The organism is Melissospora conviva, from assembly GCF_049523535.1.
Taxonomy (GTDB): domain Bacteria; phylum Actinomycetota; class Actinomycetes; order Mycobacteriales; family Micromonosporaceae; genus Melissospora; species Melissospora conviva.
Window position 1 is genome coordinate 1 of the sequence record NZ_JBLLDT010000009.1, and the last position, 26,533, is coordinate 26,533.

A 26,533-nucleotide genomic window follows, 5' to 3' on the forward strand; every position below is an offset into this window, starting at 1 on the left:
AGACCCGCATCCGCGGGCAGGTGGCTGTGAAGCGTCTACCCGGCACCGCTGCGGCGGGTCAGACCGGGACCGTCCCACCGCAAGGCGGGACTACCCAACGTGTGCTCACTAAAGCTCACTGAGAGGTAACGGCGAAACTCGCGGGCGCGGATCTGCGGGGGGCGGATCTGCGGGGGGCGTATCTGATCGCCGCTGATCTGGGTGGTGCGGATTTGCGGGGCGCGGACATGATCGGTGCCGATCTGCGGGACGCGAACCTGGCCGGTGCCGATCTGAGCGGGGCGCTGTTCGTGACCCAGGCGCAGGTCAACGCTGCCCGCGGTGACGGCGCGACGCGGCTGCCGGCGGCCGTGGCCCGGCCTGCGCACTGGCCGTCTGTGGGCGCGCAGCGGCCTGCCCGCCGTCGCGGGCCTGCCGGTGGGCGAGCCGTGCCGGGGCGGGCTGCGGGGCGCGCCGGACGGCGACGATGAGGGTCTGTCGCCGCTAGGCTGACGCCGCAGGCTCCTGCGGAGAGGGCCGGCGCCCTGCGGGGCGGGTTCGGGGACGGGGAGGCCACTGTGGTCAGTGGGAGCGCGGTGGCCGGGATCGTGCTGGTGGCGTTGGGTCTGGTGCTGACTCCGGGACCGAACATGGTGTATCTGGTGTCCCGTTCGGTGACTCAGGGGCGGGCGGCCGGGATGGTGTCGCTGCTCGGGGTGGCCGCCGGGTTCGGGGTGTATCTGGTCGCCGCGGTGGCCGGGCTCACCGCCGTTTTCGTTCTGGTGCCGGCGTTGTACACGGCCGTGAAGCTCGCCGGCGCCGCGTATCTGGGTTGGCTGGCGTGGCGGACGTTGCGACCCGGGGGCAGTACGCCGTTCGCCCCGAAACCGCTGCCGGTCGACCCGCCGCGGCGGTTGTTCGCCATGGGGCTGGTCACCAACCTGCTCAACCCGAAGATCGCCGTTCTGTACGTTTCGCTGCTGCCGCAGTTCGTCGACCCTGACCGCGGTTCGGTGGCGGTGCAGAGCCTGGTTCTCGGTGGGGTGCAGATCGTCATCGCGTTGTCGGTCAACGCGATGATCGTGTTCGGCGCGGCGTCGCTGGCGGTGTTCTTCGCCCGCAGGCCGGGCTGGCTGCGGGCGCAGCGCTGGGTGATGGGCACTGTTCTGGCGGGGTTGGCGGTGCGTCTGGCGACGGACCGGTCGCGGGCGGCTCTGGCCTGAGCTGCGCCGGGCGGTTGGCGCGGGTGCGGTAGCGTCGATCGCTGTGACTTACCCTCCCCTCCCGTCTGGTCTGCCTGCGGACCTTCATCAGCGGTTCAGCGGCCTGCGTCTGGTTGGCCACAACTCGGTGGCCGAGCTGTACACCGGTGTGGAGATGACCGGGCAGCCGGTGACGGTCGTGGTGCTGCGTGCCCAGGCCGGTGCGGACCATGCGGTGCGCAGCGCGTTCGCCGAGGCGGTGAATCGGGGCAGCTACAGTTCCGACCCCGGGCAGTTGCCGATCCACGCCGCCGACCTGTCCGCGGCGCAGCCGTGGGCTGCCAGTTATCAGTCGCCGGGGCGGTTGGGCGCCGAGCGGGCGCTCGACGGTCTGCCCGGCGGTGGGGCGTTGGAGACGATGTCCTATCAGGTGTCGGGCCCCGCGCCGTTCGACGGCCGCCCTGCCCCGGCGGCGCCGGGCTGGGCGTCCCCGGCCGCGCCGGCTTCCGGTTGGGCGCCGCCGCCGGGCGGTGCGCCGTGGGCGCCGCCGGCTCCGGCGGGCGGCGGCATGTCCCGCGGTGGGTTGATCGCGCTGGTGGGGATGGTGGTGCTGGCGGTGCTGCTCGGGTCGGCGGCGGTGCTGGTACTGGTCCTGCGCGATGGCGGGGCCGGCCAGGTGGCGGCTCCGGTGAGTCCTTCCCCGGCGCCGGTGACGGCCGCCCCGTCGGCGCCGCCGAGCCCGAGCGCGCCGGCCGGGACCGGTACGCCGGACCCGGATTCGTCGGACAAGCCGCTGCTGCGGCAGGTGAACCCGGTGACGGTGCTCGGCCCGTCCTTCGCCACCGGCGACGACACGTACACGATGGCGTTCCGCGGGTGGCCGTTCGCGTTCCGTACGCCCGGTTCGTGGGGTTGCATGGCCGCTGAGGCGGACGCGTTCCCCGACGCCAGGATCTGGCGCTGCGTCGACGAGCGCAACCGGCAGTCCGGGCAGCGGGTGGATCTGGTGCTGAGTCAGTGCGCCGACGGCTGCCCGGCGGCGCGGCAGAAGCAGCTGCGCGACGAGTGGCTCGACGACCCGGACAAGGCGGTGACCTCCGGTGAGCGCACCCACTATGTGGAGTATCCGCGCAACGACAAGGGCCTGTACATGGTGGACGCCAGTCACTTCTTCGGCACGGGAGACCAGCAGTGGCACCTCGGGGTGGCTGCTCTGTCGCCGCCGGAGACCAAGGACACCGTGTTGAAGATCTTCAACGACATCGTCACCCAGGCCGGCTGAGTGTCCCGCTCCACCGGCACGGGTGTCGCCGCGCTGGCCTAGAATTCGCCTGCGATGGAGACCGAGGCGCTTGAGACGCGACCCTGCGCGCACTGTGGCCGGCCTGTCCCCCAGCGCGTGGGCGCGGGACGGCCGTTCCGCTACTGCCGTGACAACGACGGCGCCTGCCAGCGGGAGTCGCGCAATGTGCGCATGCGTCAGCGCAACTCACCCGGGTTGCCGGGGCAGGTGGCCCGCACCTGGGAGGTCGTGGAGCGTCTCGAGCAGCTGACCGGCAACCTCACCGAGGCGCTGCACGCCGAGTTGTCGCCGGTGGGGGTGGAACGGCAGTTGGCGCAGGTACGCGCCGAGACCGCTGCGCTGGTCGCCGGCGCGCAGGCCGAACGGGACGAGGCGCGCACGGCGGCTGAGACCGCTGCCGCTGCAGCGGCGCAGGCCCGCCGGGCCGCCGAGGCGGCGGTTGCCGAGCGTGACACGGCCCGCGCCGAGGCCGCCGACGCCGTGCGGCAGGCGACCCAGGCCGGTGAGCGGGCCGCGGTGGCCGTCGGTGAGCGTGACGCTGCCCGGCAGGCGGCCGGGACGGCGCAGGCGATGCGCGCGCAGGCCGAGCAGGATCGTGACGCGGTGCGGGCGCAGTTGGCGGTGGTGCTGGAGCAGCAGTCGGCCGAGCGCCGGCAGCTGGCGGAGGTGGTCCGGGACCGGGACGCCGCGCGGGCGGAGGCGGCCCGGGCGGTGTTGGCGGCGGCCGAGGCCGGGCAGTCCGCCGAGCGGGCGCGGACGCAGGAGCGGGCGGCGACGGCGCAGGCGGAACAGGACCGTGCCGAGGCCAAGGCGGCCCGTGCGGAGGCCAAGGCGGCGGTGGAGGCGGCGGCGCGGGCGCAGCGGGACCGGGACGCCGCCGAGCAGGCCCGCCGGGACGCCGAGGCGGCCGCGGCTTCGGCGCGCGCCGAGTGTGACAGTGTCGCCGGGCAGCTGCGCGGGTTGCGTGACGAGGCGGCCGCGGCGCAGGCCCGGGTGGCCGAGCTTGCCCGGCAGTTCGAGGAAGCGCAGGCCGCGCGCGACGCCGCGCAGCGTCGCGCGGAGCAGCTCGCCGGGCAGGTCAGTGATCTGGCCGCGGCGCTGGCCGGCCTCAGCGCGGCCCGTCCGGCGGCTGGTGAGGGCGCTGCCCGCTGAGGTCGCCGCCGGTTACCTCCGGTGACCGGCGGAGGGTAACCTTGCCGTGTGCCGCGCGGGTTGCCCTGCGCGGCTGCCCACTGCGGCGGCTACGCTTCATCACGTTGCCGGCGCGATGAACATCATCACGTCAGTGACGCGATGGGCGTCATCAGCGTCGTTGGCGCGATGTGCGTCGCTGTGGGGAATGCGTCTCCCGGTCGGCGCTGTTGTAACGATGAGACCAGGACATCAACGAGGGGAAGCCGATCATGGGCGAGCGCATGCTGCGTGGCAGCCGTCTGGGCGCAGTGAGTTACGAGTCCGACCGCAACACGGAGCTCGCGCCACGCCAGACCCGCGAGTTCCTCTGCGCCAAGGGCCACCAGTTCGAGGTGCCTTTCGCCGTCGACGCCGAGGTGCCCACGACGTGGGAGTGCAAGTTCGACGGCAGCGTCGCGCGGCTGGTCGACGGCAATGAGCCGGAGCAGAAGAAGGCCAAGCCGCCGCGTACCCACTGGGACATGCTGCTGGAGCGCCGGTCGATCGCCGAGCTCGAGGAGATCCTCGACGAGCGGCTGCAGGAGATCCGCACCCGCCGCGGCCGCGGCTGACACCGGCCCGCAAGACACAGCGAAACGCCCCCGCGTTCTGCGGGGGCGTTTCCGTGTCCGGTGGCTCAGCGCCGCGGTTCGATGATTTCGCCTTCGAGCACGGGCGCGGCCGGGTCGGCCGGTGCCGCCGTGCTCTGGGCGGCCGGCGGGGCGTCCGCGGGCGGTGGTGTGTCGGCGCGTGGCGTGCCCTGACGCACCCGTACCCGCCGGGGCCCGAACAGGTCCCCGGCGACCATCGACGGCATGCGGCGTTCGGTGGCGCGCTGCACACCCGCGCGGGCGCCGGCGCGCAGCGGCGGGATCAGCAGCAGCAGCCCGGTCACCCCGGTGACCACACCGGGCATGGCCAGCAGCAGGCCCGCGCCCAGCCCGATCAGCCCGTCGGTGACCTGCCGTCCCGGTGGTGTCCCGGACTCTGCGGCCGCCCGGAAACGCCGCCAGGCGCGTACCCCCTCGTGGCGCAGCACCAGCAGACCGGCCAGCGAACCGGCGAAGATCAGCAGGATCGTCGCGCCGTAGCCGATCGCCCGGCCCAGCACCACGAAGACCACGATCTCCACCAGCGCGGTCAGCGCCAGCGCGGGCGGTGCCCACTTCATTGCGCCTCGCATGTCACCCCATTCGGTTGCCGCGTGTCTCCAAGCATGACACGCCCCCGCGCTATGCCCGGCCGGCCTGGACCGCGGGGGCGCCCACGCCCCGGTGGGCCCGCCGGGGCGACATGCGGTCGCGCACCCCCCAGACGGTGATCCGCCACAGCGCCTCCAGGATGATCGCCGGGCTCATCTTGCTGGCGCCGCGTTCCCGCTCGGCGAAGGTGATGGGCACCTCCACCAGCCGCAGTCCCGCCCGGTGCGCCAGCCGGCACAGTTCCACCTGGAACGAGTAGCCCTGCGAGCAGACCGACTCCAGGTCGAGCTGGTCCAGGGCGTCACTGCGGTACAGCCGGTAGCCGCCGGTGGCGTCGGAGACGGGCATGCCCAGCAGCAGCCGCGCGTACAGGTTGCCGGCGCGGGAGAGCAGCAGCCGCCGCAACGGCCAGTTGACCACCTGTCCGCCGCGGGCCCAGCGGGAGCCGAGCACCACGTCGGCGTCCCGGGCGGCCGTCAGCATCGCCGGCAGGTCCTCCGGGGCGTGGGAGCCGTCGGCGTCCATCTCCACGACCGCGTCGTAGCCGTTGCGGGCGGCCCAGGCGAACCCGTCCAGGTACGCCGCTCCCAGGCCCTGTTTGCCGGGGCGGTGCAGCACGTGCACCCGCCGGTCGGCGGCGGCCAGGTTGTCGGCGAGCGCTCCCGTGCCGTCGGGGCTGTTGTCGTCGGCGATGAGCACCTCGGCGCGGGGCACCGAATGCCGCACGCGGGTGACGATCGCGCCGATGTTGTCGATCTCGTTGTAGGTGGGGATGACCACCAGCACCCGCCCCACTCCGGGACATCCCACCGTCGGGTCGTCGACGTTGCGCTGTTCGCTCACCGCTCCTCCGTCTCTGCCGGGCTGCCGGCGTCCCCCGTCGCCTGCCGGGCGGATCGCCGCAGCAGGCCGGCCGTGACCAGCACCGACACGGCCAGCAGCACCAGCACCGCCTCCGGCCACTGGCCGACCCGGGTGGCGACGGTCGTGCCGTCGCCGGGGCGTACCTGCCGGACCACCACCGCTTCGGTGAAGAACTCGGTGGCGCCGCTTACCCGCCCATCGCGGTCGACGAACCCGGACACCCCGACGGTGGAGGCCATCAGGGCGGGCATACCGTGCTCGACGGCCCGCAGCCGGACCATTGCCAGCTGCTGCAGCGCCTCGGCGTTGTTGAAGGTGGCGTTGTTGGTCTGCACCACGATCAGCCGGCCGCCGCCGGTGACGGTGTCGCGGACCACGTCGTCGTAGGCGACCTCGAAGCAGATCACGTCGCCGATGGTCACCGCCGGGGTCGCGACCACCCCCGGTGTGGTGCCGGCGACGAAGTCGGAACGGACCCGGTCGACTTCCTTGCTGACCAGCCGGGCGAGGTCACGGAAGGGGACGTACTCGGCGAACGGCACCGGCCGGCGCTTGATGTAGAGCTGGTCCAGGTCCGGGCCGCCGCCGGGCTGCCAGAGCAGTCCGGCGTTGCGGACCTGACCCGGTCCCGGGCCGGACAGCACGGCGCCGACGAGGATCGGCGCACCCACCGCGTCGGCCGCTTCGCTGATGCGCGCCGCGGCGGCCGGGTAGCGCAGCGGGTCGATGTCGCTGGAATTCTCCGGCCACACCACCAGGTCGGGACGGGCGGCCTGGCCGGCGGCGACCTGCCGGGCCAGTTCGACGGTGGCGTCGGCGTGGTTGTCGAGCACCGCCTGCCGCTGGGCGTTGAAGTCGAGTCCCAGCCGGGGCACGTTGCCCTGCACGATCGCCACGGTCACCGCGCCGTCGGTGCCCACCGGGTCGTCGGTGACAGCACCGGAGCTCACCGGCACCAGCAGCGCGACAGCGGCCACGGCGATCACCGCCGCCCACGCCCCGGTCAGCGGCCGCCAGCGGTGCCGCAGCGCCGCCCAGGCGGCCGCGGCGAGCAGCCCGCCGACCAGCGCCACCGCGAACGTCACCAGCGGCGCGCCGCCGAGCGCGGCGAAACGCACCAGCGGGCCGTCGGCCTGGCTGAACGCCAGCCGGCCCCACGGGAACCCGCCGAACGGCACCGTGGACCGCAGCGTCTCCTGGGCGACCCACAGCAGCCCGGTCAGCACCGGCCAGCTCGCCCGCCAGCGGTCGGCCACCGGGCTCGCCCACGCCGCCGCGGCACCCATCAGCGCCAGGTAGCAGGCTTCGAAACCGCCCAGCAGCAGCCACGGCAGGTTCCCGACCTCCAGGTTGGTCCAGCTCAGCAGCGGCAGGAAGAACGTCAGCCCGGTGAGCAGCCCCAGTCCCAGGCCGGCGCGCAGCCGGCGGCGGTGCACCGCCGCAGCCAGCAACGCCACCCCGATCGGGGCCAGCGGCCACCAGCCGTACGGGGGGAAGGCCAGCAGCATCGCCACTCCGGCGGCCGGGGCGGCGAGCAGCGCCGCCCACAGCGGCATCGGGCTGCCCGGCGGGCCGGTGACCGAAGGCGGCTGCGCGGCGGTGGTCTGCACCTGGGTCGTCACCCGCCGAAGGCTACCGGCGTGAGCCCGCGGTGCCGAGCGGGGCCACTGCGGCGCCGGCGGAGACAGAAATCGGGGCGTGACCTGTGGTCACGCCCCGATGCTCCCAGGCCCTCCCCGGCCGGTGCGATGCATGTTCGTGCGACGACCTTCGGACCGACCGGACGCGGACTGGCTGTCCCCGTCCACCCGTTGTCTACTGGCCGTGCCCGAACCTGCACCCCTGCACCGGTATTTCGCGGCCGGTTCGCGCCGCCCCGCCGACCCCCGCCCGCTGGACCTGGCCGTTGTGGCGTAGAAACCGCCACTCGGCCAGCGGACGAAGGGACGAAGCGAACAACAGCCGCCTCCCGTGGTAGGACTCAAAGACGGTACGTGGTGACCGGGGGTGCCTGTCAACTGCCCCGGCCTGTCGTGCAGTTCCCCACGGCGTGTCGCCGCCGGCGGGCGTACGGGTGCCCGCCCTCAGCCGGCCTGCGGGGTGAACTGCCGCCGCAGCAGCGCCCGCGCGGCCGCCGGATGCTCCTCGGCGAGCAGTCCACCGGCGGCCAGCACGTAGTCGGTGTCGACAACCGCCCGGGCGGCCCGGGGCAGCGCCCAGCCGCCGCCGTGGTCGGTCAGCACCGCGGCGAGCAGCGTCGCCGCGTCGCCGGGCGGGGCGTGGCGCAGCACCCCGCCGGAACCGATCAACAGCCGCACGTCGCGAAGATCACGTCCGTGGCGTTCGCCGGCGGCCGGTCCGCGCGCGTGGCGCCGCAGCGCCACGGTCGCCGCCAGGGTGGCGATGCGCAGATCCGCCGCCCGGCCCGCCGCGTCGGCGGCCAGCGTCTGCGGTTCCGCGGCCAGCGTCCGCGCCAGCGCACCCAGGGTGGTCTCCTCGCCGGGGGCCAGGAGACGTTCGGCCGCGGCCGCGGCGACCACACCGGGGGCGCTCCAGCGCATCCCCAGATCGCCCTCTACGGTCCGGGCCCGCCACAGGGTGCCCGCCACCTCCTGGCTGGGCCCGTCGGCCCGCTCGTCGGGCGTCAGGACCGAATACACGTCGGTGGTGGCGCCGCCGACGTCGACCACCGCCAGGTCGCCGCCGAGGGTGTCGGCGAGCGTCTCCACGCCGGTGAGGACCGCGTCGGGCGTCGCCGCCCGTACCAGGGCGGCGAAGCGCGGCCCCCGCGACAGGCGTTTGCCGCCGATGACGTGCCGCAGGAACACCTGCCGGATCGCCGTACGCGCCGGCACGGGCGCCAGCACCCCGATGCGGGGCAGCACATTGTCGGCCGCCGTCACCGGCACACCCGCGGCGGCGAGCAGCGCGGTCAGCTCGGCGCGGACGTCGGCGTTGCCGGCCAGCACCACCGGCACCCGCCAGCGGGCCCGCGCCAGCCGGGTGGCGTTGTGGGTGATCGTCTCGGCGTCCCCGCCGTCGGTGCCGCCGACCAGCAGCACCACATCCGGGCGGGCGGCCCGCAGGTCCCGCACCCCGGCGCCGTCGAGGCGGCCGGCGTCGACGCGCACCACCCGGGCGCCCGCCGACAACCCGACCCGCTCGCCGGCCTGCGCGGTGACCAGCCGTTCGTGTCCCACCACGGCCAGCCGCAGCCCACCACCGGCCGAGGAGCAGACGTAGCGGGGCGCGCGTGCGGCGGCGGCGCCGAGGTGCGCGGTGGCCGTGGCCACGGCGGCGTCCAGGCCGTGCAGCACGTCGGTGCCGGCCGTCGTCGGGGTCGCCGCGGCGCCCACCAGAGCCCCGTCGGCCAGCGCCACCACCGCCGCCTTCGTCCAGGTGGAACCGACGTCGGCGCAGACCGCGTAGCGGCTCACCGCGCCGGCGGGACGACCACCGTGCCGGCCGCGGTGACCGCCACCAGCGGCGGGTCGCACACCTCGGCGGCGGACTCGCCCCGGTCCGGCCGGCCCCGGCACACCACCCGCGCCTCGAACCGCATGCCGCGGCTGCGGGTGCCGGCCCGCTCCAGCGTCGCCGTCACCTCCAGCACGTCCCCGGCCCGCACCGGCCCGCGGAACTGCACATCCGAGTAGGCGGCGAACAGCCCCTCGTCGCCGTCGGTGCGGATGCACAGCTCGGTGGCGACATCACCGAACAACCCCAGCACGTACGCCCCGTCGACCAGGTCGCCGGCGTAGTGGGCGTGGGAGTACGGCACATACCGCCGGTGGGTGACGGTCGATCCGATGCGTTCGTCGGTGCTCATGCCTTCGCCTTCTGTGTGATCAGCGCGTGGACCAGGTAGCTGGCGACCTCCGCGGGGGTGGTGCCGCGACCGAAGATGCGGTCGACCCCCAGCTCGCCGGTCATCTTCTCGTCGAACCGGGGACCGCCGACGATCAGCAGCGGCCGCCGCCCGGCGGGCATCGCCTCCCGGAACGCCGCCGACATCTCCCGGGTGTTGTGCAGGTGCGCGTCGCGCTGGGTCACCACCTGCGACACCAGCACCGCGTCGGCGCGTTCCCGCCGGGCCGCCTCCACCAGCTCCGGTACGCTGACCTGCGCGCCCAGGTTGGTGACCTTCAACTCCCGGTAGTACTCCAGGCCCTTCTCGCCGGCGATGCCCTTGACGTTGAGGATCGCGTCGATGCCCACGGTGTGCGCGTCGGTGCCGATGCACGCCCCCACCACCGACAGTTTGCGGCGCAGGCCCCGCTTGACGGCGGTGTTGACCTCCTTGGCCGACAGCAGCGGGAAGTCCCGCTCCACCACCTCCACCTGCGACAGGTCCACCAGGTGGTTGACCCGGCCGTAGACGACGAAGAAGGTGAACCCCTCCCCGATCGGCTTGGCGTGCACCAGCATCGCCGGATCCATGCCCATCTTCGCCGCCAGCTGCAGCGCCGCCCCCTCGGCCCGCTTGTCGTGCGGCACCGGCAGGGTGAACGACATCTGCACCATCCCGTCGCCGGTGGTGTCGCCGTACGGCCGCACGAACGGCCCGCTCATGCCGGCACCGCCTCGAGCAGCTCGGTCGCCGGGTTGAAGTAACCGTCCTCGTGGGCGGCCACCCCCTCCAGGCCCTTGCCGCGGTCCGCGGGGCGTTTCATGATGCCGAACGTCCCCTCGGCGATCGCCTGCAGCAGCGTGTCGTCGGCGATGCGCTCCAGCAGCGTCACCGCCTCGCCGAGGACCTGATGGGCGCGCTGCTGGATGAACCCGCCCGGCGGCGGCCGGAAATCCTCGCCCAGCCCGCCGGCCGCCCCCAGCACGTAACGGACATTCTGCAGGGCGATGTCGCGGTCGCTGAGCCACGGCGTCACCACCGCCTCGGTCATCATCCCCACCAGCAGGATCCCCTGACCGGTCATCGCCCCCACCAGGTTGAAGAAGCCGTCGAGCAGGTTGCCGCGGAACACGTCACCGGTCATGTGCTTCGTCGGCGGCATCCACTTCAGCGGCGCGTCCGGGAAGAGCTCCCGGGCAAGCAGCGCATGCGCCAGCTCCAGCCGCAGCGACTGCGGCACCTCCGGGTTGATCTCGAACGCGTGTCCCAGCCCCAGCAGCGCGTCCGGCAGCCCCGCCTCGTGGGCGAAGAACTCGTTGAGCAGCTGCGACACCGTCACCGTGTGCGCCTCGTCGACCGCGTCGGCGGTGGTCAGGTAGTTGTCCTCACCGGTGTTGATGATGATCCCGGCGCGGGCGTGCATCTGCCGCGAGAACCGCTGATCGACAAAGGTGCGGATCGGGTTGATGTCACGGAACAGAATCCCGTACATGGAGTCGTTGAGCATCATGTCCAGCCGCTCCAGCCCGGCCAGCGTCGCCATCTCCGGCATGCACAACCCGGAGGCGTAGTTGGTCAGCCGCACGTACCGGCCCAGCTCCTTCGACACCTCGTCCAGCGCCGCGCGCATCAGCCGGAAGTTCTCCTGCGTGGCGTACGTGCCGGCGAAACCCTCCCGGGTCGCACCCTCGGGCACATAATCCAGCAGAGACTGCCCCGTCGACCGGATCACCGCGATCACATCCGCGCCGGCCCGCGCCGCCGCCTGCGCCTGCGGAATGTCCTCATAGATGTCACCGGTGGCCACGATCAGATAGATCCACGGCCGCTGCGGCGGATCCCCCAGCCGCTTCACCAGCCGCTCCCGCTCGACGCGGCGCCGGTCCACCTGCCGGATGCCCCGGCGCACCGCCGACAACGCCGCCCGGCGCGCCGCCGTCGCCGCCCGGCCAGCCGGACGCTGGAACCGCACCGCCCCCGCCGCCGCCTGCTGCGCCAGCAGCGTCACATCGGCGACCTGCTCACGGGCCATCGCATCGAAAACCGGCAACGCCACGCCCTGCCCCAGGCCCACATCGGCCACCACCGCGTCGACCAGCCGGTTCACCCACGGAATGCCGTCCGGATCGGCGCCGGCCACCCCGGCCAGCCGCAACACCGCCCGCTCCACCGACACCGTCGTGTGGCTGCGGGCCAGATCCACCACCGGCTGCCCCGCCCGGCGCGCCAACTGCCGCGCCCGCGTCACCAACCCCGGATCCAGATCCAGCTTTCCGCTCACAGAAGTCCTTCCTCGAAAATGACCGCACCGCGCAGCACCGTGGCCCGGCACACCGGCAACGGCGTCGGATCCTGCGGCCCCCACAACTCCGGATCCGCCGCCGTCAGCACCGGCAGACCACGGCGCACCCCCGCCGGGCTGTCCCACACCGCAAACGTCGCCGGCGCCCCCGGCGCCAGCACCCCCTCCGCGGGATGCGAACCCGGCAACGCCCGCCAGCCGCCCCGGGTGTGCGCGGCGAACGCCGCCGCCACCGTCATGCGCTGCGCCGGATTGAAATGCTGGACCGCCGCCCGCACCGACCCCCACGGATCCAGCGGCGTCACCGGCGAATCCGAACCGAATGCCAACGTCACCCCGACCCCGTGCATCGCGCCCATCGGATTCGCCGCCAGCGCCCGCTGCGCGCCCAACCGCGCCGCGTACATGCCCCGCTCGCCACCCCAGAGCCGGTCGAACGCCGGCTGCATGCTCGCGACCACCCCGAACTCCACGAACCCGGCGATCAACGCCCGGTCCATGATCTCGGCGTGCTCGACGCGATGCCCCGCCGCGCGCACCCGATCGGTGCCCAGCACCGCCGCCGCACCGGCGAAACCCGCCAGCACCGCCGCGATCGCCGCGTCCCCGATCGCGTGGAACCCGCCCTGCATCCCGTGCTCCGCGCAGTCCAGCAGATGATCCCGGACCTGCTCCGCGCTCAGATAACCGTGCCCGCACTCCCCCGCGGCGCCGTCGGCGTACGGCTGCGACACCCGCGCCGTACGCGCACCCAGCGCCCCGTCCGCGAAAAGATCACCACCGGCGCCGACCGCCCCCAGATCCCGGGCCTTCGCCGCCCCCAGCAGCTCACCCCAGTAGCCGTACACCTCCGCCACCCCGTCACCGGAAAGCGCCAGCAACGAGGTGAAATCCTCCTCGCTGGAGATCGTGGGGCCGCCGCACTCGTGCACCGAAGCGATCCCCACCGACGCCGCGTGCGCCAGCGCCCGCCGCTGCAACTGCCGCCGCTGCGACAACGGCACCGAACCCATCGCCACCGCCCGCACCACATGATGGGCGTCGCGACGCAGCCAGCCCGACGCGTCGAAACCGTCAGCGGCGGCAACCTGCGGCGCCGCCGCCAGCAACGCCTGCGACACCAGCGCCGAATGCATCGACGCCTGCGACAGATACACCCGCCGTCCACCCGCCGCCCGGCCCAGCTCCGCCGCGTCCGGCGGCACCGGCCGCGCCCAGCGCGACTCGTCCCAGCCGTGCCCCAGCACCACCGCCTCCGCCGGCAACCGCTCGGCGAACGCGGCCACCGCCGCACCCAGCTCCGCCGCCGACCGCACCCCCGACAGGTCAAGCCCCGACAACGCCAGCCCGGTGTCGGTGGCGTGCACGTGCGCGTCGACAAAAGCCGGCGTCACCAGCGCGCCACCCAGCTCCACCACCCGGTCGGCCGCCGGCGCGTCGGCGTCCGGCCCCAGCCAGGCGATGCGCCCACCGGAGACCAGCATCGCCGTGGCGCTCGGATCGGCCGGACAGTGCAGCACACCACCGCGGTACAACGTCGAGGCGTTCGTCATGGGATCAGTCTGCCGCCAGCCGCGACTCGAACAGGGCCCGCACCCCGGTCTGCTCCCGCAGCAGCCGCAACGCCAGCTCCGCGTGACCCGGCACGTAGCCGTTGCCGACCAGCATCGTCACGTCCGCGGCAAGCCCCTCCGCGCCCAGCGCCGCCGCCGCGAAACTCGTCGCCATCGAGAAGAACACGACAGTGCCGCCGTCGGCGGTCGACAGGATCGCCCCGTGCTCGCAGCCGGGCACGTCCACGCAGACAACCGTCACGTCCGCCGGCCCGCCCAGCGCCCGCGTCACCGCCGTCGACAGCCCCACCGGGTCCCGGGCGTCGGCCAGCGCCACCTCGTCGGCCAGCCCGGCCGCCAGCAGCCGGTCCCGCTCGGCCGCCACCGGCACCACACCGACCGTACGAGCCGCACCGGCCTGCCGCGCGGCCGCCAGCGCCAGCGAACCGCTCTTGCCCGCCCCGCCGATCACCGCCACCGTCACCTCGCCGCCGGCCGCACGCCGGTCGCGCACCACCCGCTCGGTCAGCGCCGGGGCGCCGCAGACGTCCAGCACCGCCAGCGCCAGCTCCGGATCCAGGTCGTCGGGGAGCACCGCGGCGATGGAACGGGCGAACAGGATCGCGTGGCCGTCGCAGGGCACCTGCTCGCCGAGACCGTCCCACCGGGACAGGCCGTCGGTGACGGCCAGCGGGGTCAGGGTCAGCGACACCAGGGTCGCCACCCGGTCGCCGGCCTTGAGCCCCAGGGGCGAGGCCGGGCCGGCCTCCTCCACCGTGCCGATGAGCATGCCACCGGATCCGGTCACCGGATTCTGCATCTTGCCCCGGGCCCCGATGATCTCCAGCACCTCGGCGCGGACCGCCGCGCCGTCACCGTCGTGGCGCTGCGACAACTGCCGGAAACTCGCCGCGTCGAGATTCAGCCGCTCGACGCGGATACGCACCTCGTCGGCGCCGATCCGCGGATCGGCATCGAGGCGCCAGGCGGCCTGCGGCAGCACCCCGGCCGGTTCGACAACCCGGTGCAATCCCACCGACGACGTCATCGCACTCCTCCTCCGTCCCCGCACGTGCCGCCATTGCTGGCTCGCATTGCGGGAAAACTTACGGCAGACTAATGTTCCTGCCGAATATTTTCCAGTATTCATCCCCGTCGTCGACCGGCACGCAGGAGGCCCCCGTGACCCCGACACCCTCGGTGCGCACCGCCCCCGCGCCCCGCACCGACCCCGCCCCCGCAACCGACGCGCAGCAGCCGGCCGCCGCCGGCGAGCAGCCGTACGAGTACCGCCGCAAGCCACTGGTCGAACCCGACTGGACCCGCTTCCCCGGCTGGCGCGACGTCACCCGCGACCAGTGGGAATCCGCCCAGTGGCAACGCGTCAACTGCGTCAAGAACATCAAGCAGCTGCGCGCCGTGCTCGGCGACACCGTCGACGAACGCTTCTACGACGACCTCGCCGCCGACCAGGCCGCCACCGCCACCATGTCCATGCTGGTGCCGCCGCAGATGATCAACACCATGGTGCCGTTCGCGCCGATGAGCACCGACGCGCTGCTCGCCGACCCGATCCGCCGGTACATGATCCCCGTCGCCTCCGACCGGCGCACCGACTGGCCCTCACACCCCTACGCCAGCCGGGACTCCCTGCACGAGCACGACATGTGGGTCGCCGAAGGCCTCACCCACCGCTACCCCACCAAGGTGCTCGCCGAGCTGCTCTCCACCTGTCCGCAGTACTGCGGGCACTGCACCCGGATGGACCTGGTCGGCAACTCCACCCCCGCGGTGGAGAAGCTCAAGCTCACCCTCAAGCCCGTCGACCGCTACGACGCCCACATCGCCTACCTCAAGGCCCACCCCGGCGTACGCGACGTGGTTGTCTCCGGCGGCGACGTGGCCAACGTGCCGTGGCGCAACCTCGAGTCGTACCTGATGCGGCTGCTGGAGATCGAAACCATCCGCGACATCCGGCTCGCCACCAAGGCCCTGATGGGGCTGCCCCAGCACTGGCTGCAGCCGGAGGTCGTCGAGGGCCTGGAGCGGGTCGCCCGCACCGCCGGCCGCCGCGGCGTCAACCTCGCCATCCACACCCACGTCAACCATGCGCAGTCGCTCACCCCGCTGGTCGCCAGGGCCGCCCAGACCGCGCTCGACGTCGGCGTGCGCGACGTCCGCAACCAGGGCGTGCTGATGCGCGGGGTCAACGCCACCGCGCCGGAGCTGCTGGACCTCTGCTTCGCGCTGCAGGGCGAGACGGGAATCCTGCCGTACTACTTCTACATGTGCGACATGATCCCCAACGCCGAGCACTGGCGGGTGCCGGTCTGGCACGCCCAGCAACTGCAGCACGACATCATGGGCTACCTGCCCGGGTACGCCACGCCGCGCATCGTCTGCGACGTGCCGTTCGTCGGCAAGCGCTGGGTGCACATGCTCACCGAGTACGACCGTGAGCGCGGCATCTCGTACTGGACGAAGAACTACCGCACCTCCATCGAGGCCGCCGACCTGGAGGCGTTGCAGAAGCGCTACGCCTACTACGACCCGATCGACACGCTGCCGGAGACGGGCCGGCAGTGGTGGGACGAACACCAGCTCGACCCGGCGTGACACTCCACCGGTAGTGACAGCAGCGGCGGCCGCGGATGCGAAGGCATCCCGGCCGCCGCTGCTGTTGACTGGAGGCCATGGGCGATCTGCTGTTGATCCGGCACGGCGAGACGGCGTGGAGCGCGGCGCACTGGCACACCTCGCACACCGAGGTCGAGCTGACAGCGCGGGGACGGCGGCAGGCGACGGCGCTGGGTGACGCGCTCGGCGGCCGGCACTACGCTGCCGTGCTCAGCAGCCCCCGCCGCCGGGCCCTGATCACCGCGGAGCTCGCTGGTCTCGCCGTCACCCGGGTGGAGCCGGAGCTGACCGAGTGGGACTACGGCGAGTACGAGGGCAGGACCACCGCGGAGATCCGGCGAGGCCGGGCCGGCTGGGACGTCTGGACCGACGGCTGCCCCGGTGGTGAGTCGCCGGCCGAGGTCAGCGACCGGGTCGACCGGTGCCTGGCCCTGGCCGAAGGGCTGTCGCACGGCGGCGATGTCGCGATCTTCGGCCACGGACACAATCTGCGGGTGCTGGGTGCCCGCTGGATCGGGCTGCCGGCCGCGGCGGGAGGCAGGCTGCGCCTGGACACCGCCGGGGTCTGCGTGCTCGGCTACGAACACGGCGAACGGGTGCTGCTGCGCTGGAACCAGCCGGTGCCGGAAGGGGCCTGACGTTCCCCCGCCAGGGCGGACGCGGGGTACCGCACCGCTCGGGACGGTGTGGCGGATACACAGACGCGGGCGCCACGAGTTTCTCGTGGCGCCCGCGTCGTGGTTCTCGGGTCAGGCCTTGAAGACGTCCTTGACGTCGCGTCCGGCGTCCTTCACGTGCTCCCCCGCCTGCTTGGCCTTCGCCTCACTGCGCTGAGCAGCACCGTCGGTGCGGATCCGCTCGTCGTGGCTGACCCGGCCGTAAGCCTCCTTGGCCGCGCCGGCGGCCTCTTCGGCCTTGTTCCTGGCCTTGTCCGCGAAGCTCATTGTCGGCTCCTTCCGTCGTCTGCCTTGCCGGAGAAGTTGCCCCTTGTTTCTCGTAGAGAAACATTCAGTGAGGGTGTTTACACCCTCTATAGCATCCTAGGATGCTAGTTCACAGGCATTCATTGACACCGCGCGGCCGGTCCAATCCGGCGCCGGCTGTCGGCCGCCGTGGGCAGCGACCGACACGTCAACGGCTACGGCCCCCACCGCAAAACCGGTGGGGGCCGTAGCCGTGTGATGAGGAGCCGTGCTCCCCCATCGGGAAGCACGTCAGGAGCCGCTCAGACGTAGCGCGACGCCTCGTCGACGAAGCGCTGGGCGTAGCTCTCCGCCGGGAAGTCCCCCAGGTAGTACCGCTTCAGGCTCCGCCGGGTCTCGGCGAGCGGGTCGGATCCGAGCATCTCGTCCAGCGAGGCGTCCAGGCCCTGCAGGCGCTTGCGGTGCGCATCGATCACATAGGAGGCCCGGGCCAGCGGGAACTCCTTCGGGAAGTCCGCGGCGGAGGTCAGCACCGAGACCATCGCGAACGGCTTCTCCGAGTAGAGGTAGTCGGCCACCACGCTGGAGACGTCCGAGACCATGGCGTCGGAGACATTGAAGCAGTCGGTAACGGACATCGTCTTCTCCGCTTCCGTCCCGAACCGGTGCGCGCGCCCCGTGCTCTTGCGGTCCTCGGCGAGGAGCCCACGGATCCGGTCGCACTCCCGCGCCAACACCGGCGAGTTCGCCGCGTACGGGTGCGGCCGGAAAACGATCGTGGCGCCACGGGCCAGCAGCGCCTTGATGATGTCGTACCCGACCGGCAGGGAGCAGTAGTTGGAATCGGCGTGGAAACCGGCCCACGTCGGCGCGTAGAGCACGGTCGGGTCGGCGAGAGCGGAGATCGGTCCCCGGGCGAGGGTGATGCCCTCGACCTGCGGCCGTCCGACAATCGCGAACATCTCGGCCGGCATGCTCACGCCGTTCGCGGCGAAGCGGTCGACGGCAGCCTGCCCGGCGACGAAGTTCTTGTCGTACATCCGGAAGACCGGGTTGTAGCTCGGCGCCTTGTCGCTGTCGCCGTGGTTGAGCTGGATGTGGGTCAGGTGCTCGTACCGCACCATGTGGCAGTTGCGGATGGCGTTGTTCATGTAGAAGACGGTCTTGAGCGACGGCACGATCACGTCGTCCAGGTCCGTCAAGGCCGTCCGCAGCACCACCGGGGCGGTCGTCAGGGCCACCGCCTCGTCGAAGTTGACCCGGGTGCGGACCACCACAATGAAAGGCTTGCCGAGCCGCTCCAGGTAGGGCAGCCACATGCCCAGCTGGTACGACGTCCCCGCCGCCGCCTGCCAGTACACCGCAAAGACCGGCTCGTAGGAGGTCAGGGCGCTGCGCAACTTGCCTTCGGCGCGGCGCCGCGCAAGCGCCGTCTGCAGGCCTCGCAGTCCCGCCACCGCCAGAGCCGCCAGGCCTCCCAGCGCGGCGACGAGCGCGGGCCAACCCGGCAGCGGCGTCAGCGCGGCGATCAGGACCACCGCCACCACCGCGCCGTTGATCGGCGGCACCCAGGGCATCAGCCGGATACGGCCCGGGGATGTCCGCAGCCCGGGCAGGTTGGAGGTGACCGGGTACCCGGCGCGCGCGACCGCCGCCAGCGTCGGCTCGAGGGTCGTCGCCAGCACGGCGAGGACCACGGCGGCCAGCAGCGCCGCGTCGGAGGTGTCCCGCGCCAGGGCGAGCACGGCGAGCGCGAGCAGGATCGCCACCCGGGGAACGACCAGTGTGCCGATTTCGACCTGTCCGGCCTTCGCCCCGCGCCACTGCCACGCCAGCAGGAGCAGCGCGATGAGCATGAACGGCAGCGACCAGGCCACCGACTGGGTGATGACCGCCACGAGTGCGCCCACGACGGCGCTCAGATTGATCGGCAGCGTGGGCGCCTTCGCTGCCGTCATGAAGCGCACCAGTCCGGCGATGCCGCCGCTGGTTTTGTCGGCCGTCGCCGTCGTCATCGTCGGACCCCCAGTGTGCTGCGTCGTCGCGGTACGCGCCGATCAGCGATGGATATTAGTCCCGGAGGTCGGCGGCCGGCCGCATCGGGTGGCCCGGTTGGTCATCTTCCCGCCCGGCCGTCCGGGATCGCCCGTGCTGTGCGGTTTCCCCGTCGGACTCCGGCCCGTCCTCGAGGGCAGGACGGATACCGCTGCGCAAACTCTCAGCCCTCGGCCGGGTCCGGCATCGTCTCCCCCGCGCCCGCACGGTTGCGGCCCCGGACCGGCCCGTCCCCCGCGACCCGCGGTGGACGGCCCTCGTACGGCGTGGAGAGCACCACGGTGGTGCGGGTCGTGACATTGGCCGCCGTGCGAATCTCCTGCAGCACGCGCTCCAGGTCGGCGGGGCCTGCAACCCGCACCAGCAGCAGGTAGAAGTCCTCACCGGCCACCGAGTAGCAGGAGTCGATCTCGGGCAGGTGCGCGAGCCGCTCCGGGGCGTCGTCGGGCTGGGACGGGTCGAACGGGCGGATCGCCACGAATGCGGTCAGCGGCAGGTCGACCGCCTCGAACGAGACCTGTGCGGCGTACCCCCTGATGGCGCCGCGCTGTTCCAGGCGGCGCACCCGCTGGTGCACGGCCGACACCGACAGCCCCACCCGCTCGGCCAGGTCGGTGTACGACAGTCGGCCGTCGGCGGTGAGCGCGGCGATGATGGCGCGATCGATCTCCTCCACGGCTGGCAACCTACCGCCTGTCACCGCCTGGCGGCGACGGCACCCGCCACGTTGCCGCAGATCGTTGCCGTGGCGGGCGCCCCGGGGGGCCGATTCTTCCTCAGCGCGACAGGGATCGGGCGATCACCATCCGCTGGATCTGGTTGGTGCCCTCGACGATCTGCAGGACCTTCGCCTCGCGCAGGTACCGCTCCATCGGGTGGTCGGCGACGTAGCCGGCGCCGCCGAGGACCTGCAGCGCGTCGGTGGTGACCCGCATCGCGGTGTCGGTGGCGAAGAGCTTCGCCTTGGCCGCCTCGATGGAGTAGGGCCGGCCCGTGTCGCGCAGCCGCGCGGCCGCCAGCGTCAGGGCCCGCGCGGCCGAGATCTGGGTGGCCAGGTCGGCCAGGAGGAAGCCCAGCCCTTGGAACTCGACGATGGGCCGGCCGAACTGCTCACGTTGCCGGGCGTAGCCGACCGCGTAGTCCAGGGCGCCCTGGGCCAGCCCTACCGCGCAGGCGGCGATGCCGAGCCGGCCGGAGTCCAGTGCGGACATGGCGATGGCGAAGCCGCCGCCCTCGGCCCCGACGAGCCGGTGGGCGGGTACTCGGGCGTCGTCGAAGGCGATCTGGGCCACCGGTGAGGAGCGCAGTCCCATCGTCCGCTCGGCGGCCTGCGGGGTGATTCCCGGGGTGCCCGCGTCGGCGAGCAGGCAGGAGATCCCCTTGGCTCCGGGGCCGCCGGTGCGGCAGAAGACGTTGTAGAAGTCGGCGTCGCGGGCGTGGGTGATCCACGCCTTCGTGCCGGCCAGGACGTAGTCGTCGCCGTCGCGCCACGCCCGGGTGGTAAGCGCCGCGGCGTCGGAGCCGCCCTGCGGTTCGGAGAGGCAGTACGCGCCGAGCAGCTCGCCGCCGAGCATGGCCGGCAGCCGTTCGCGCAGCCGCTCGTCGCCGTGGGCGGCGACGGGATAGCACGCCAGGGTGTGGACGCTGACCGCCTCGGCCACCGCCAGCCAGCGGCTCGCCAGGATCTCCAGCACCTGCAGGTAGACCTCGTACGGCTGGCCCCCGCCCCCCTGCTCCTGCGGGTACGGCAGGCCGAGCAGGCCGGCGCGGCCCAGGGTGCGCAGCACCTCGCGGGGGAATGCCGCGCGGGCCTCGAAGTCGGCTGCGCGCGGGGCGAGTTCCCGGTCGGCGAGTTCGGTGGTCAGCGCGAGCAGGTCGTGTGCCTCTTCGGTGGGGAGGATGCGCTCGACAGTCATGGGGGATGTGCTCCGGTGGTCGTTGTGCGGCGCCGCGAGGGGTGTCCCCGGGACGACGCCAGCTTAACGCTCGTTCAGAATTGGTGACCGGACGCGGACCGACGGTGATGCGCGCCGACAGCCGTCCCTCGGTTGTGACAGGCTTTCGGCCGTGACGAACCGACGCCCGCTGCTGGCGGTGGACGCCCCCAGCCTCTACTTCCGCGCATACTTCGCGATCCCGGAATCCGCCGCCCGGGCCCCCGACGGCAGCCCGGTCAACGCCGTACGGGGCTTCCTCGACATGCTCGCCTCGCTGGTGCGCACCCGGCGTCCGGACCGGCTGATCTGCGCCATGGACCACGACTGGCGGCCACAGTGGCGGGTGGCGCTGCTGCCGTCGTACAAGGCACACCGGGTGGCGCCGGCCGGCGGTGAGGTCGTGCCGGACACGCTCACCCCGCAGGTCCCGGTGCTGCTGGAGGTCCTCGAAGCGTTCGGCATCCCGGCGATCGGCGCCGCCGGCTACGAGGCCGACGACGTGCTCGGCACCCTGGCGACCACCGCCGCCGCCCCGGTGGAGGTCGTCTCCGGCGACCGCGACCTCTTCCAGCTCGTCGACGACGAACGCAGCGTGCGGTTGCTCTACATCGGCCGGGGTGTGGCCAAGCTCGACGACTGCGACGACGCGTTCGTCCAGGCCCGCTACGGTGTGCCGGCGGCGGGCTACGCCGATTTCGCGGCGCTGCGCGGCGACCCGAGCGACGGGCTGCCGGGCGTGCCGGGCGTCGGCGACAAGACCGCCGCCCGGCTGATCAACCGGTACGGCGACATCAGCGGACTGCTCGCCGCGCTGGACGATCCCAGCGCCGGCTTCGCCCCCGGACTGCGCGCCAGACTGCACGGCGCCCGCGACTATCTGGCGGTCGCCCCGAAGGTCGTCGCGGTAGCGCGCGACGTGCCGCTGCCGGCGACGGATGGCGCGCTGCCGACCGTCCCGCGCGACGCCGAACGGCTCTTCGCGCTGGCCGAGCAGTGGAACCTGGTCAGCCCCTGTCGCCGGCTCGTCGACGCCCTGGCCGGCTGACCGCTTCGGCGGGGGCCGGCTGCTGCGGCGTGAGGCTGTCGAAGTAGGCGGCGGCACGCCGGTCCTGCTCGGTCGGGGCGACCAGCAACGCGTAGACCAGTCCGATCACGACGAAGATGACGGCGAGCAGGATCGGCACCAGCAGGCTGCTCACCGTGGCGCCGGCGAGGGCCCCCGGAGTGCGGCTCGGCGTCACCGACATGCCCGCCATGCCGGTGTAGTGCATGCCGCTGATCGCCACCCCCATCACCAGCGCGGAGCCGAACAGCACGACAGGGCGGCGCACGGTGACACCGAGCCAGAGGGCGACAGTGGCCGCGACGACCGCGATCAGCACCGAGGCGACCACCAGAACCGGGTCGTAGCCGATGGTGCCGTGCAGGTGCATCGCGGCCATTCCGGTGTAGTGCATCGCGGCCACACCCAGACCGGTGATGATCCCGCCACCGATCAACCGGGCCGCTCCGGCCCGCCCGGTGGTGGCGACGATCAACCCGATCCCGACCGCCACGACGGCGATCACCGCGCTGGCGACGGTGATCGGGACGTCGTAGCGGATCTGGGTGCCGCGTACGGCGAAGCCGAGCATCGCCATGAAGTGCATCGTCCAGATCGCGGTGCCGCCGAGCGCCCAGGCGGCCAGGATGACCCACCAGGCCCGCTGCCGGCCCCCGGCCGCACCCCGGATACGGCCGGCGCAGACCAGGCCGAGCAGCGAACCGATCACCGACAGGGCATAGCCCACGGCGGGCGTGATCCACCCGTACTCGAAGTGGCTGATCTCCGCCATCCGGTCTTCCTCCTGGTTGTGCAGCGGTTGCTCATGAACAGACCTGCCTGGGCAGGCGAGAAGAGGGCGTCGTTGGCGGCGGGGTCAGGCCGTGTGGTACGCGAGGACGCCGCGGTTGACGGTCGCGATGGCCGCCCGCGCGTTGTCGCGCAGCGTCGCGGAGACGCCGTGGGCGTCGGCGATCTGGCCGAGCAGGTCGACGACCTGCCGCGCCCAGCGCACGAAGTCACCGGCGGGCATATCACCGTCGAGGTTGTGCCCGCTGGCCAGGACCTTCGCCAGCGTCTCACCCCGGGCCCACCGGTAGATCGGCCAGACGAAGCCCAGATCCGGTTCCCGGGTGACGGTCAGACCGCGGGCGGCCTCGTCGGACTCGATCTCACCCCAGAGCTTCAGGGTCGCCTCGACCGCCTCGGCGACCGCCCCGCGCGGCACCCCGGCACGGTCGTCGGTGTCCCGGCGGGCCTCGAAGACGACCACGGAGGCCGCTGCCGCCAGCTCCGCCGGGGAGAGACCGTCCCAGAGGCCACCGCGGATGCACTCGGCGACCAGCAGGTCCGACTCGCCCCAGATGCGGGCCAGCATCCGCCCGGCGTCGGTCACCCCGTCCTCCGCGGAGAGGTAGCCCCGCGCGGTCAGCAGCGCGCAGATCCGGTCGAAGGTACGGGCCAGCGAACCGGTCCGCCCCGCCACCCGCTGCCGCAGCTCGTCGGTGTCGCGTACCAGGCGGTGGCGCCGCTCGGCCCAGCGCGCGTGCTCCTCGCGGTCCGGGCAGGAGTGGCAGGGGTGCCGGCGCAGGTCGGCGCGGAGCTGGGCCAGGCGGTGGTCCTCACCGCCACCCTTGGACCGGCCGCCCCGGCGCCCACCGTGACGGTTGAGGCCGGTGGCGCTCACCTCGGCGGCCAGGTCCCGGCGCGCCGCCGGCGAGCGGTGGTTGAAGTGTTTGGGCACCCGGATGCGCGCCAGCACCTCGGCGGGGCTGGTGAAGTCCCCCGGCGTCACCCGACCGGCCCACCGGTCCTGGGTCAGCACCAGCGGGCGGGGCTCGCCGAACCCGCCGGTCCCCGGCTCCAGCACCACCGCCAGTCCGGCGCGGCGGCCCGACGGCACCCGGATGACGTCACCGACGCGCAGCCGCTGCAGCGAGTCGACCGCCGCCGCCTTGCGCTGGCTCTGCCCCTCCCGGGCCAGGGCGCGCTCCCGGTCGGCGATGGCCACGCGCAGGGCGAAGTACTCGCCGAAGTCGCCCTGCTCGCACTCCACCTCGGTGTCGTACGCCTCGATCGCCTCGGAGTTGCGCTGCACCTGCCGCGCCAGCCCCACCACCGAACGGTCGGCCTGGAACTGCGCGAAGGAGGACTCCAGCAGTTCGCGGGCCGCGTCAGCGCCGACCGACCCGACCAGGTTGACCGCCATGTTGTACGACGGACGGAAACTCGACCGCAGCGGATAGGTCCGGGTGGATGCCAGCCCGGCGACGTGGCGCGGGTCCACCTCCGGGGACCAGACCACCACCGCGTGTCCTTCGACGTCGATGCCGCGGCGCCCGGCCCGGCCGGTGAGCTGGGTGTACTCCCCCGGCGTCAGCTCCACATGGGCCTCGCCGTTGAACTTGACCAGCCGCTCCAGCACCACCGAGCGGGCCGGCATGTTGATGCCCAGCGCCAGCGTCTCGGTGGCGAAGACCGCCTTGACCAGACCCCGGACGAAGAGCTCCTCGACGATCTCCTTGAAGGCGGGGAGCATTCCGGCGTGGTGCGACGCCAGGCCCCGCTCCAGCCCGTCGAGCCACTCCCAGTAGCCGAGCACCGACAGGTCCTCACCGGGGATGGCCGTCACCCGTGATTCGACCACTTCGCGGATCTCGGCCCGCTCGTCCGCGGTGGTCAGCCGCAGCCCCGCCGCCAGGCACTGCTGCACGGCCGCGGCGCAGCCGGCCCGGCTGAAGATGAACAGGATCGCCGGCAGCAGCCCTTCCCGGTCGAGGCGCTCCACGATGTCCGGGCGCATCGGCCCGCGCCAGCGCGACCGGCCGGACCGTCCCCAGCCGGGGCCGCCGACGCGCCCCTCGCCGAGCTCCATGCGGCGCATCGTGTCGCGGGTGTAGCGCAGCAGCTCCGGGTGCACATCGTGCTTGCGGGCGGCATCGGCGTCGTGGAACAGGTCGAACATCCGCTTGCCGACCAGCATGTGCTGCCAGAGCGGCACCGGCCGGTGCTCGCTGACGACCACCTCGGTCTGGCCGCGTACGGTCACCAGCCAGTCGGCGAACTCCTCGGCGTTGGAGACGGTCGCCGAGAGCGAGACCAGCGTCACCGACTCCGGCAGGTGGATGATCACCTCTTCCCAGACGCCGCCACGGAACCGGTCGGCGAGGTAGTGCACCTCGTCCATCACCACGTACGCCAGGCCGGTCAGCGCCGCCGAGCCGGCGTAGAGCATGTTGCGCAGCACCTCGGTGGTCATCACCACCACCGGGGCGTCGCCGTTGATGGCGTTGTCGCCGGTGAGCAGCCCGACCCGGTCCGCGCCGTAGCGAGCCACCAGATCGTGGTACTTCTGGTTCGACAGGGCCTTGATCGGCGTGGTGTAGAAGCACTTGCGCGGTGGCGTGCCGCCGGCGGCGTCCGGTTCGCCGCCGGTCAGCGCCAGGTGGACGGCGAACTCCCCCACCACCGTCTTGCCGGCGCCCGTCGGGGCGCACACCAGCACGCCGCTGCCCCGTTCGAGCGCCTGGCACGCCTCTCGCTGGAAGTCGTCGATCTCGAACCCCAGACCGAGGGCGAAATCGGTGAGGGCCGGGTAGTTGCTGGCCTGGGCGGCCCGGCGGCGCGCCGCGGCGTACCGCTCGGCGGGGCTCGACATAGTCACCAGGTTAGTGTCCCGCACCGCAACGGCTCACGGAGGCGGCCTGATCGGCAGTCGGTAGGGTGCACTGCGTGCCGGAACACGTCGAACCATCCCAGCCCGATGTCGCGCCCGAACCGGGCGGGCCCGCGTCGCGGACGCGCCATTTCGACGCCGTGCTCCTGGACTTCCACGGCACCCTCGCCCAGGTGGAGGACCCGGTGACCTGGGTGCTCGCCGCGGCCCGGGCCTGCGGCAGCGACCTGGAACGCATCCGGGCAACCTCGCTGGCCGACCGGCTGCTCACCGCGGGCCGCGCCGGTGGCCCGCTGCCGGCCCGGGTCCCGCCGGCGCTGGCCGAGGTCTGGGCCGACCGGGATCTGCACCCCGACGCCCACCGGGCGGCCTACACGGGGCTGGCGCAGACCGTCGACAGCGGCGTCGCGGGGCTGGCCGAGGCGCTCTACGAGCGGCTGCTGGTTCCCGACGGCTGGCTGCCGTACGCCGACACCGCGGCGACCCTGGCCGCGCTACGCGCCGCCGGGCTGCCGGTGGCGGTGGTGAGCAACATCGGTTTCGACATCCGCGGGCACTTCCAGGCATGGGGGCTGGCGGACGCCGTCGACGCGTTCGTCCTCTCCTACGAGGTGGGGCGCTGCAAGCCCGACCCGGCGATCTTCCTGCGGGCCTGCGGGATGCTCGGGGTCGACCCGGAGCGGACGCTGATGGTCGGCGACAGCGCCGCCGACGCCGGCGCGGCCCGCGTCGGCTGCGCCACCCTGGTGCTTCCCGCCGCCCGGGCCGGCGCGGTCAACGGCCTGCGGTCCGTGCTGGACCTGACCCTGCCGGCGGCCTGAGCGCCGGGCAGTCC

The 26,533-nt window shown here is 73.1% G+C and carries 23 protein-coding genes and 1 pseudogene; 9 read left to right on the forward strand and 15 right to left on the reverse strand.

Annotated elements, in window-relative coordinates; all coding sequences use genetic code 11:
• Nucleotides 1-131: 131 nt before the first annotated feature.
• The 5 genes and pseudogenes from ACK8GG_RS18600 to ACK8GG_RS18620 all read left to right on the forward strand — a co-directional run.
• Nucleotides 132-470, forward strand: a pseudogene (locus ACK8GG_RS18600) (pentapeptide repeat-containing protein); the annotation flags it as partial.
• 87 nt (nt 471-557) lie between these two features.
• On the forward strand, nt 558-1,202 hold the full coding sequence (locus ACK8GG_RS18605) for a LysE family translocator (RefSeq protein ID WP_440353134.1): 645 nt from the start codon (nt 558-560) through the stop codon (nt 1,200-1,202).
• A 127-nt stretch (nt 1,203-1,329) separates the two neighbouring features.
• On the forward strand, nt 1,330-2,463 hold the full coding sequence (locus ACK8GG_RS18610; protein WP_440353135.1) for a hypothetical protein: 1,134 nt from the start codon (nt 1,330-1,332) through the stop codon (nt 2,461-2,463).
• A gap of 54 nt (nt 2,464-2,517) precedes the next feature.
• Nucleotides 2,518-3,636 carry a coiled-coil domain-containing protein gene (locus ACK8GG_RS18615; protein ID WP_440356892.1) on the forward strand — a complete coding sequence of 373 codons (1,119 nt, stop codon included), beginning with the start codon at nt 2,518-2,520 and terminating at the stop codon, nt 3,634-3,636.
• 251 nt (nt 3,637-3,887) lie between these two features.
• Nucleotides 3,888-4,229 carry an RNA polymerase-binding protein RbpA gene (locus ACK8GG_RS18620; RefSeq protein ID WP_440350911.1) on the forward strand — a complete coding sequence of 114 codons (342 nt, stop codon included), beginning with the start codon at nt 3,888-3,890 and terminating at the stop codon, nt 4,227-4,229.
• A gap of 65 nt (nt 4,230-4,294) precedes the next feature.
• Here the strand turns inward: ACK8GG_RS18620 and ACK8GG_RS18625 are convergent, their stop codons facing one another.
• The 9 genes from ACK8GG_RS18625 to kdd form a co-directional block, all read right to left on the reverse strand.
• A complete protein-coding gene (locus ACK8GG_RS18625) occupies nt 4,295-4,840 on the reverse strand; it encodes an FxsA family protein (protein ID WP_440353137.1) in 546 nt (181 codons plus the stop codon).
• Nucleotides 4,841-4,889: 49 nt separating this feature from the next.
• Nucleotides 4,890-5,702 carry a polyprenol monophosphomannose synthase gene (locus tag ACK8GG_RS18630; RefSeq protein WP_440353138.1) on the reverse strand — a complete coding sequence of 271 codons (813 nt, stop codon included), beginning with the start codon at nt 5,700-5,702 and terminating at the stop codon, nt 4,890-4,892.
• Nucleotides 5,699-7,279 carry an apolipoprotein N-acyltransferase gene (gene lnt, locus ACK8GG_RS18635; RefSeq protein WP_440353359.1) on the reverse strand — a complete coding sequence of 527 codons (1,581 nt, stop codon included), beginning with the start codon at nt 7,277-7,279 and terminating at the stop codon, nt 5,699-5,701. The genes ACK8GG_RS18630 and lnt overlap by 4 nt, the downstream gene beginning before the upstream one ends.
• Before the next feature lie 528 nt (nt 7,280-7,807).
• Nucleotides 7,808-9,160 (reverse strand): glutamate mutase L, encoded by a 1,353-nt coding sequence (locus ACK8GG_RS18640; RefSeq protein WP_440353139.1) that lies wholly within the window; start codon nt 9,158-9,160, stop codon nt 7,808-7,810.
• Nucleotides 9,157-9,552 carry a 3-aminobutyryl-CoA ammonia lyase gene (gene kal / locus ACK8GG_RS18645; RefSeq protein ID WP_440350907.1) on the reverse strand — a complete coding sequence of 132 codons (396 nt, stop codon included), beginning with the start codon at nt 9,550-9,552 and terminating at the stop codon, nt 9,157-9,159. The genes ACK8GG_RS18640 and kal overlap by 4 nt, the downstream gene beginning before the upstream one ends.
• Nucleotides 9,549-10,295, reverse strand: a complete 747-nt coding sequence (gene kamE, locus ACK8GG_RS18650; protein ID WP_440353140.1) for a lysine 5,6-aminomutase subunit beta — start codon at nt 10,293-10,295, stop codon at nt 9,549-9,551. The genes kal and kamE overlap by 4 nt, the downstream gene beginning before the upstream one ends.
• On the reverse strand, nt 10,292-11,854 hold the full coding sequence (gene kamD, locus ACK8GG_RS18655; RefSeq protein WP_440353141.1) for a lysine 5,6-aminomutase subunit alpha: 1,563 nt from the start codon (nt 11,852-11,854) through the stop codon (nt 10,292-10,294). Before kamD ends, kamE begins: the two co-directional genes overlap by 4 nt.
• Nucleotides 11,851-13,428 (reverse strand): amidohydrolase, encoded by a 1,578-nt coding sequence (locus ACK8GG_RS18660; RefSeq protein WP_440353142.1) that lies wholly within the window; start codon nt 13,426-13,428, stop codon nt 11,851-11,853. Before ACK8GG_RS18660 ends, kamD begins: the two co-directional genes overlap by 4 nt.
• Before the next feature lie 4 nt (nt 13,429-13,432).
• On the reverse strand, nt 13,433-14,476 hold the full coding sequence (gene kdd, locus ACK8GG_RS18665) for an L-erythro-3,5-diaminohexanoate dehydrogenase (protein WP_440356893.1): 1,044 nt from the start codon (nt 14,474-14,476) through the stop codon (nt 13,433-13,435).
• Nucleotides 14,477-14,610: 134 nt separating this feature from the next.
• On the opposite strand from kdd, the gene ACK8GG_RS18670 reads away from it, so the two are divergent.
• Together ACK8GG_RS18670 and ACK8GG_RS18675 are read left to right on the forward strand one after the other, a co-directional pair.
• Nucleotides 14,611-16,044 (forward strand): KamA family radical SAM protein, encoded by a 1,434-nt coding sequence (locus ACK8GG_RS18670; RefSeq protein ID WP_440353144.1) that lies wholly within the window; start codon nt 14,611-14,613, stop codon nt 16,042-16,044.
• A 77-nt stretch (nt 16,045-16,121) separates the two neighbouring features.
• Nucleotides 16,122-16,703, forward strand: a complete 582-nt coding sequence (locus ACK8GG_RS18675) for a histidine phosphatase family protein (protein ID WP_440350901.1) — start codon at nt 16,122-16,124, stop codon at nt 16,701-16,703.
• Between the two features lie 111 nt (nt 16,704-16,814).
• On the opposite strand, the gene ACK8GG_RS18680 is transcribed toward ACK8GG_RS18675, so the two are convergent.
• The 4 genes from ACK8GG_RS18680 to ACK8GG_RS18695 all read right to left on the reverse strand — a co-directional run bounded on the left by ACK8GG_RS18680 (nt 16,815) and on the right by ACK8GG_RS18695 (nt 20,959).
• The gene (locus ACK8GG_RS18680; RefSeq protein ID WP_440350900.1) at nt 16,815-17,009 is read right to left on the reverse strand and encodes a CsbD family protein; all 195 of its coding nucleotides are present in this window, start codon (nt 17,007-17,009) and stop codon (nt 16,815-16,817) included.
• A gap of 281 nt (nt 17,010-17,290) precedes the next feature.
• Complete coding sequence (locus ACK8GG_RS18685) at nt 17,291-19,003, reverse strand: CDP-glycerol glycerophosphotransferase family protein (protein WP_440353145.1); 1,713 nt, start codon at nt 19,001-19,003, stop codon at nt 17,291-17,293.
• 203 nt (nt 19,004-19,206) lie between these two features.
• Entirely contained in the window at nt 19,207-19,719 is a 513-nt protein-coding gene (locus ACK8GG_RS18690; RefSeq protein WP_440353146.1) for an Lrp/AsnC family transcriptional regulator, read from the reverse strand.
• 100 nt (nt 19,720-19,819) lie between these two features.
• On the reverse strand, nt 19,820-20,959 hold the full coding sequence (locus ACK8GG_RS18695; protein WP_440353147.1) for an acyl-CoA dehydrogenase family protein: 1,140 nt from the start codon (nt 20,957-20,959) through the stop codon (nt 19,820-19,822).
• Between the two features lie 151 nt (nt 20,960-21,110).
• Between ACK8GG_RS18695 and ACK8GG_RS18700 the strand changes: the two genes are divergently transcribed.
• Complete coding sequence (locus ACK8GG_RS18700; protein ID WP_440350896.1) at nt 21,111-22,025, forward strand: 5'-3' exonuclease; 915 nt, start codon at nt 21,111-21,113, stop codon at nt 22,023-22,025.
• Here the strand turns inward: ACK8GG_RS18700 and ACK8GG_RS18705 are convergent.
• Nucleotides 21,985-22,815 carry an MHYT domain-containing protein gene (locus ACK8GG_RS18705; protein ID WP_440350895.1) on the reverse strand — a complete coding sequence of 277 codons (831 nt, stop codon included), beginning with the start codon at nt 22,813-22,815 and terminating at the stop codon, nt 21,985-21,987. The genes ACK8GG_RS18700 and ACK8GG_RS18705 overlap by 41 nt on opposite strands.
• Before the next feature lie 84 nt (nt 22,816-22,899).
• Nucleotides 22,900-25,680: a DEAD/DEAH box helicase gene (locus ACK8GG_RS18710; RefSeq protein WP_440356894.1), complete on the reverse strand. Its 2,781-nt coding sequence runs from the start codon at nt 25,678-25,680 to the stop codon at nt 22,900-22,902.
• Nucleotides 25,681-25,754: 74 nt separating this feature from the next.
• Between ACK8GG_RS18710 and ACK8GG_RS18715 the strand changes: the two genes are divergently transcribed.
• Nucleotides 25,755-26,519 (forward strand): HAD family hydrolase, encoded by a 765-nt coding sequence (locus ACK8GG_RS18715; RefSeq protein ID WP_440356895.1) that lies wholly within the window; start codon nt 25,755-25,757, stop codon nt 26,517-26,519.
• Nucleotides 26,520-26,533 lie beyond the last annotated feature (14 nt).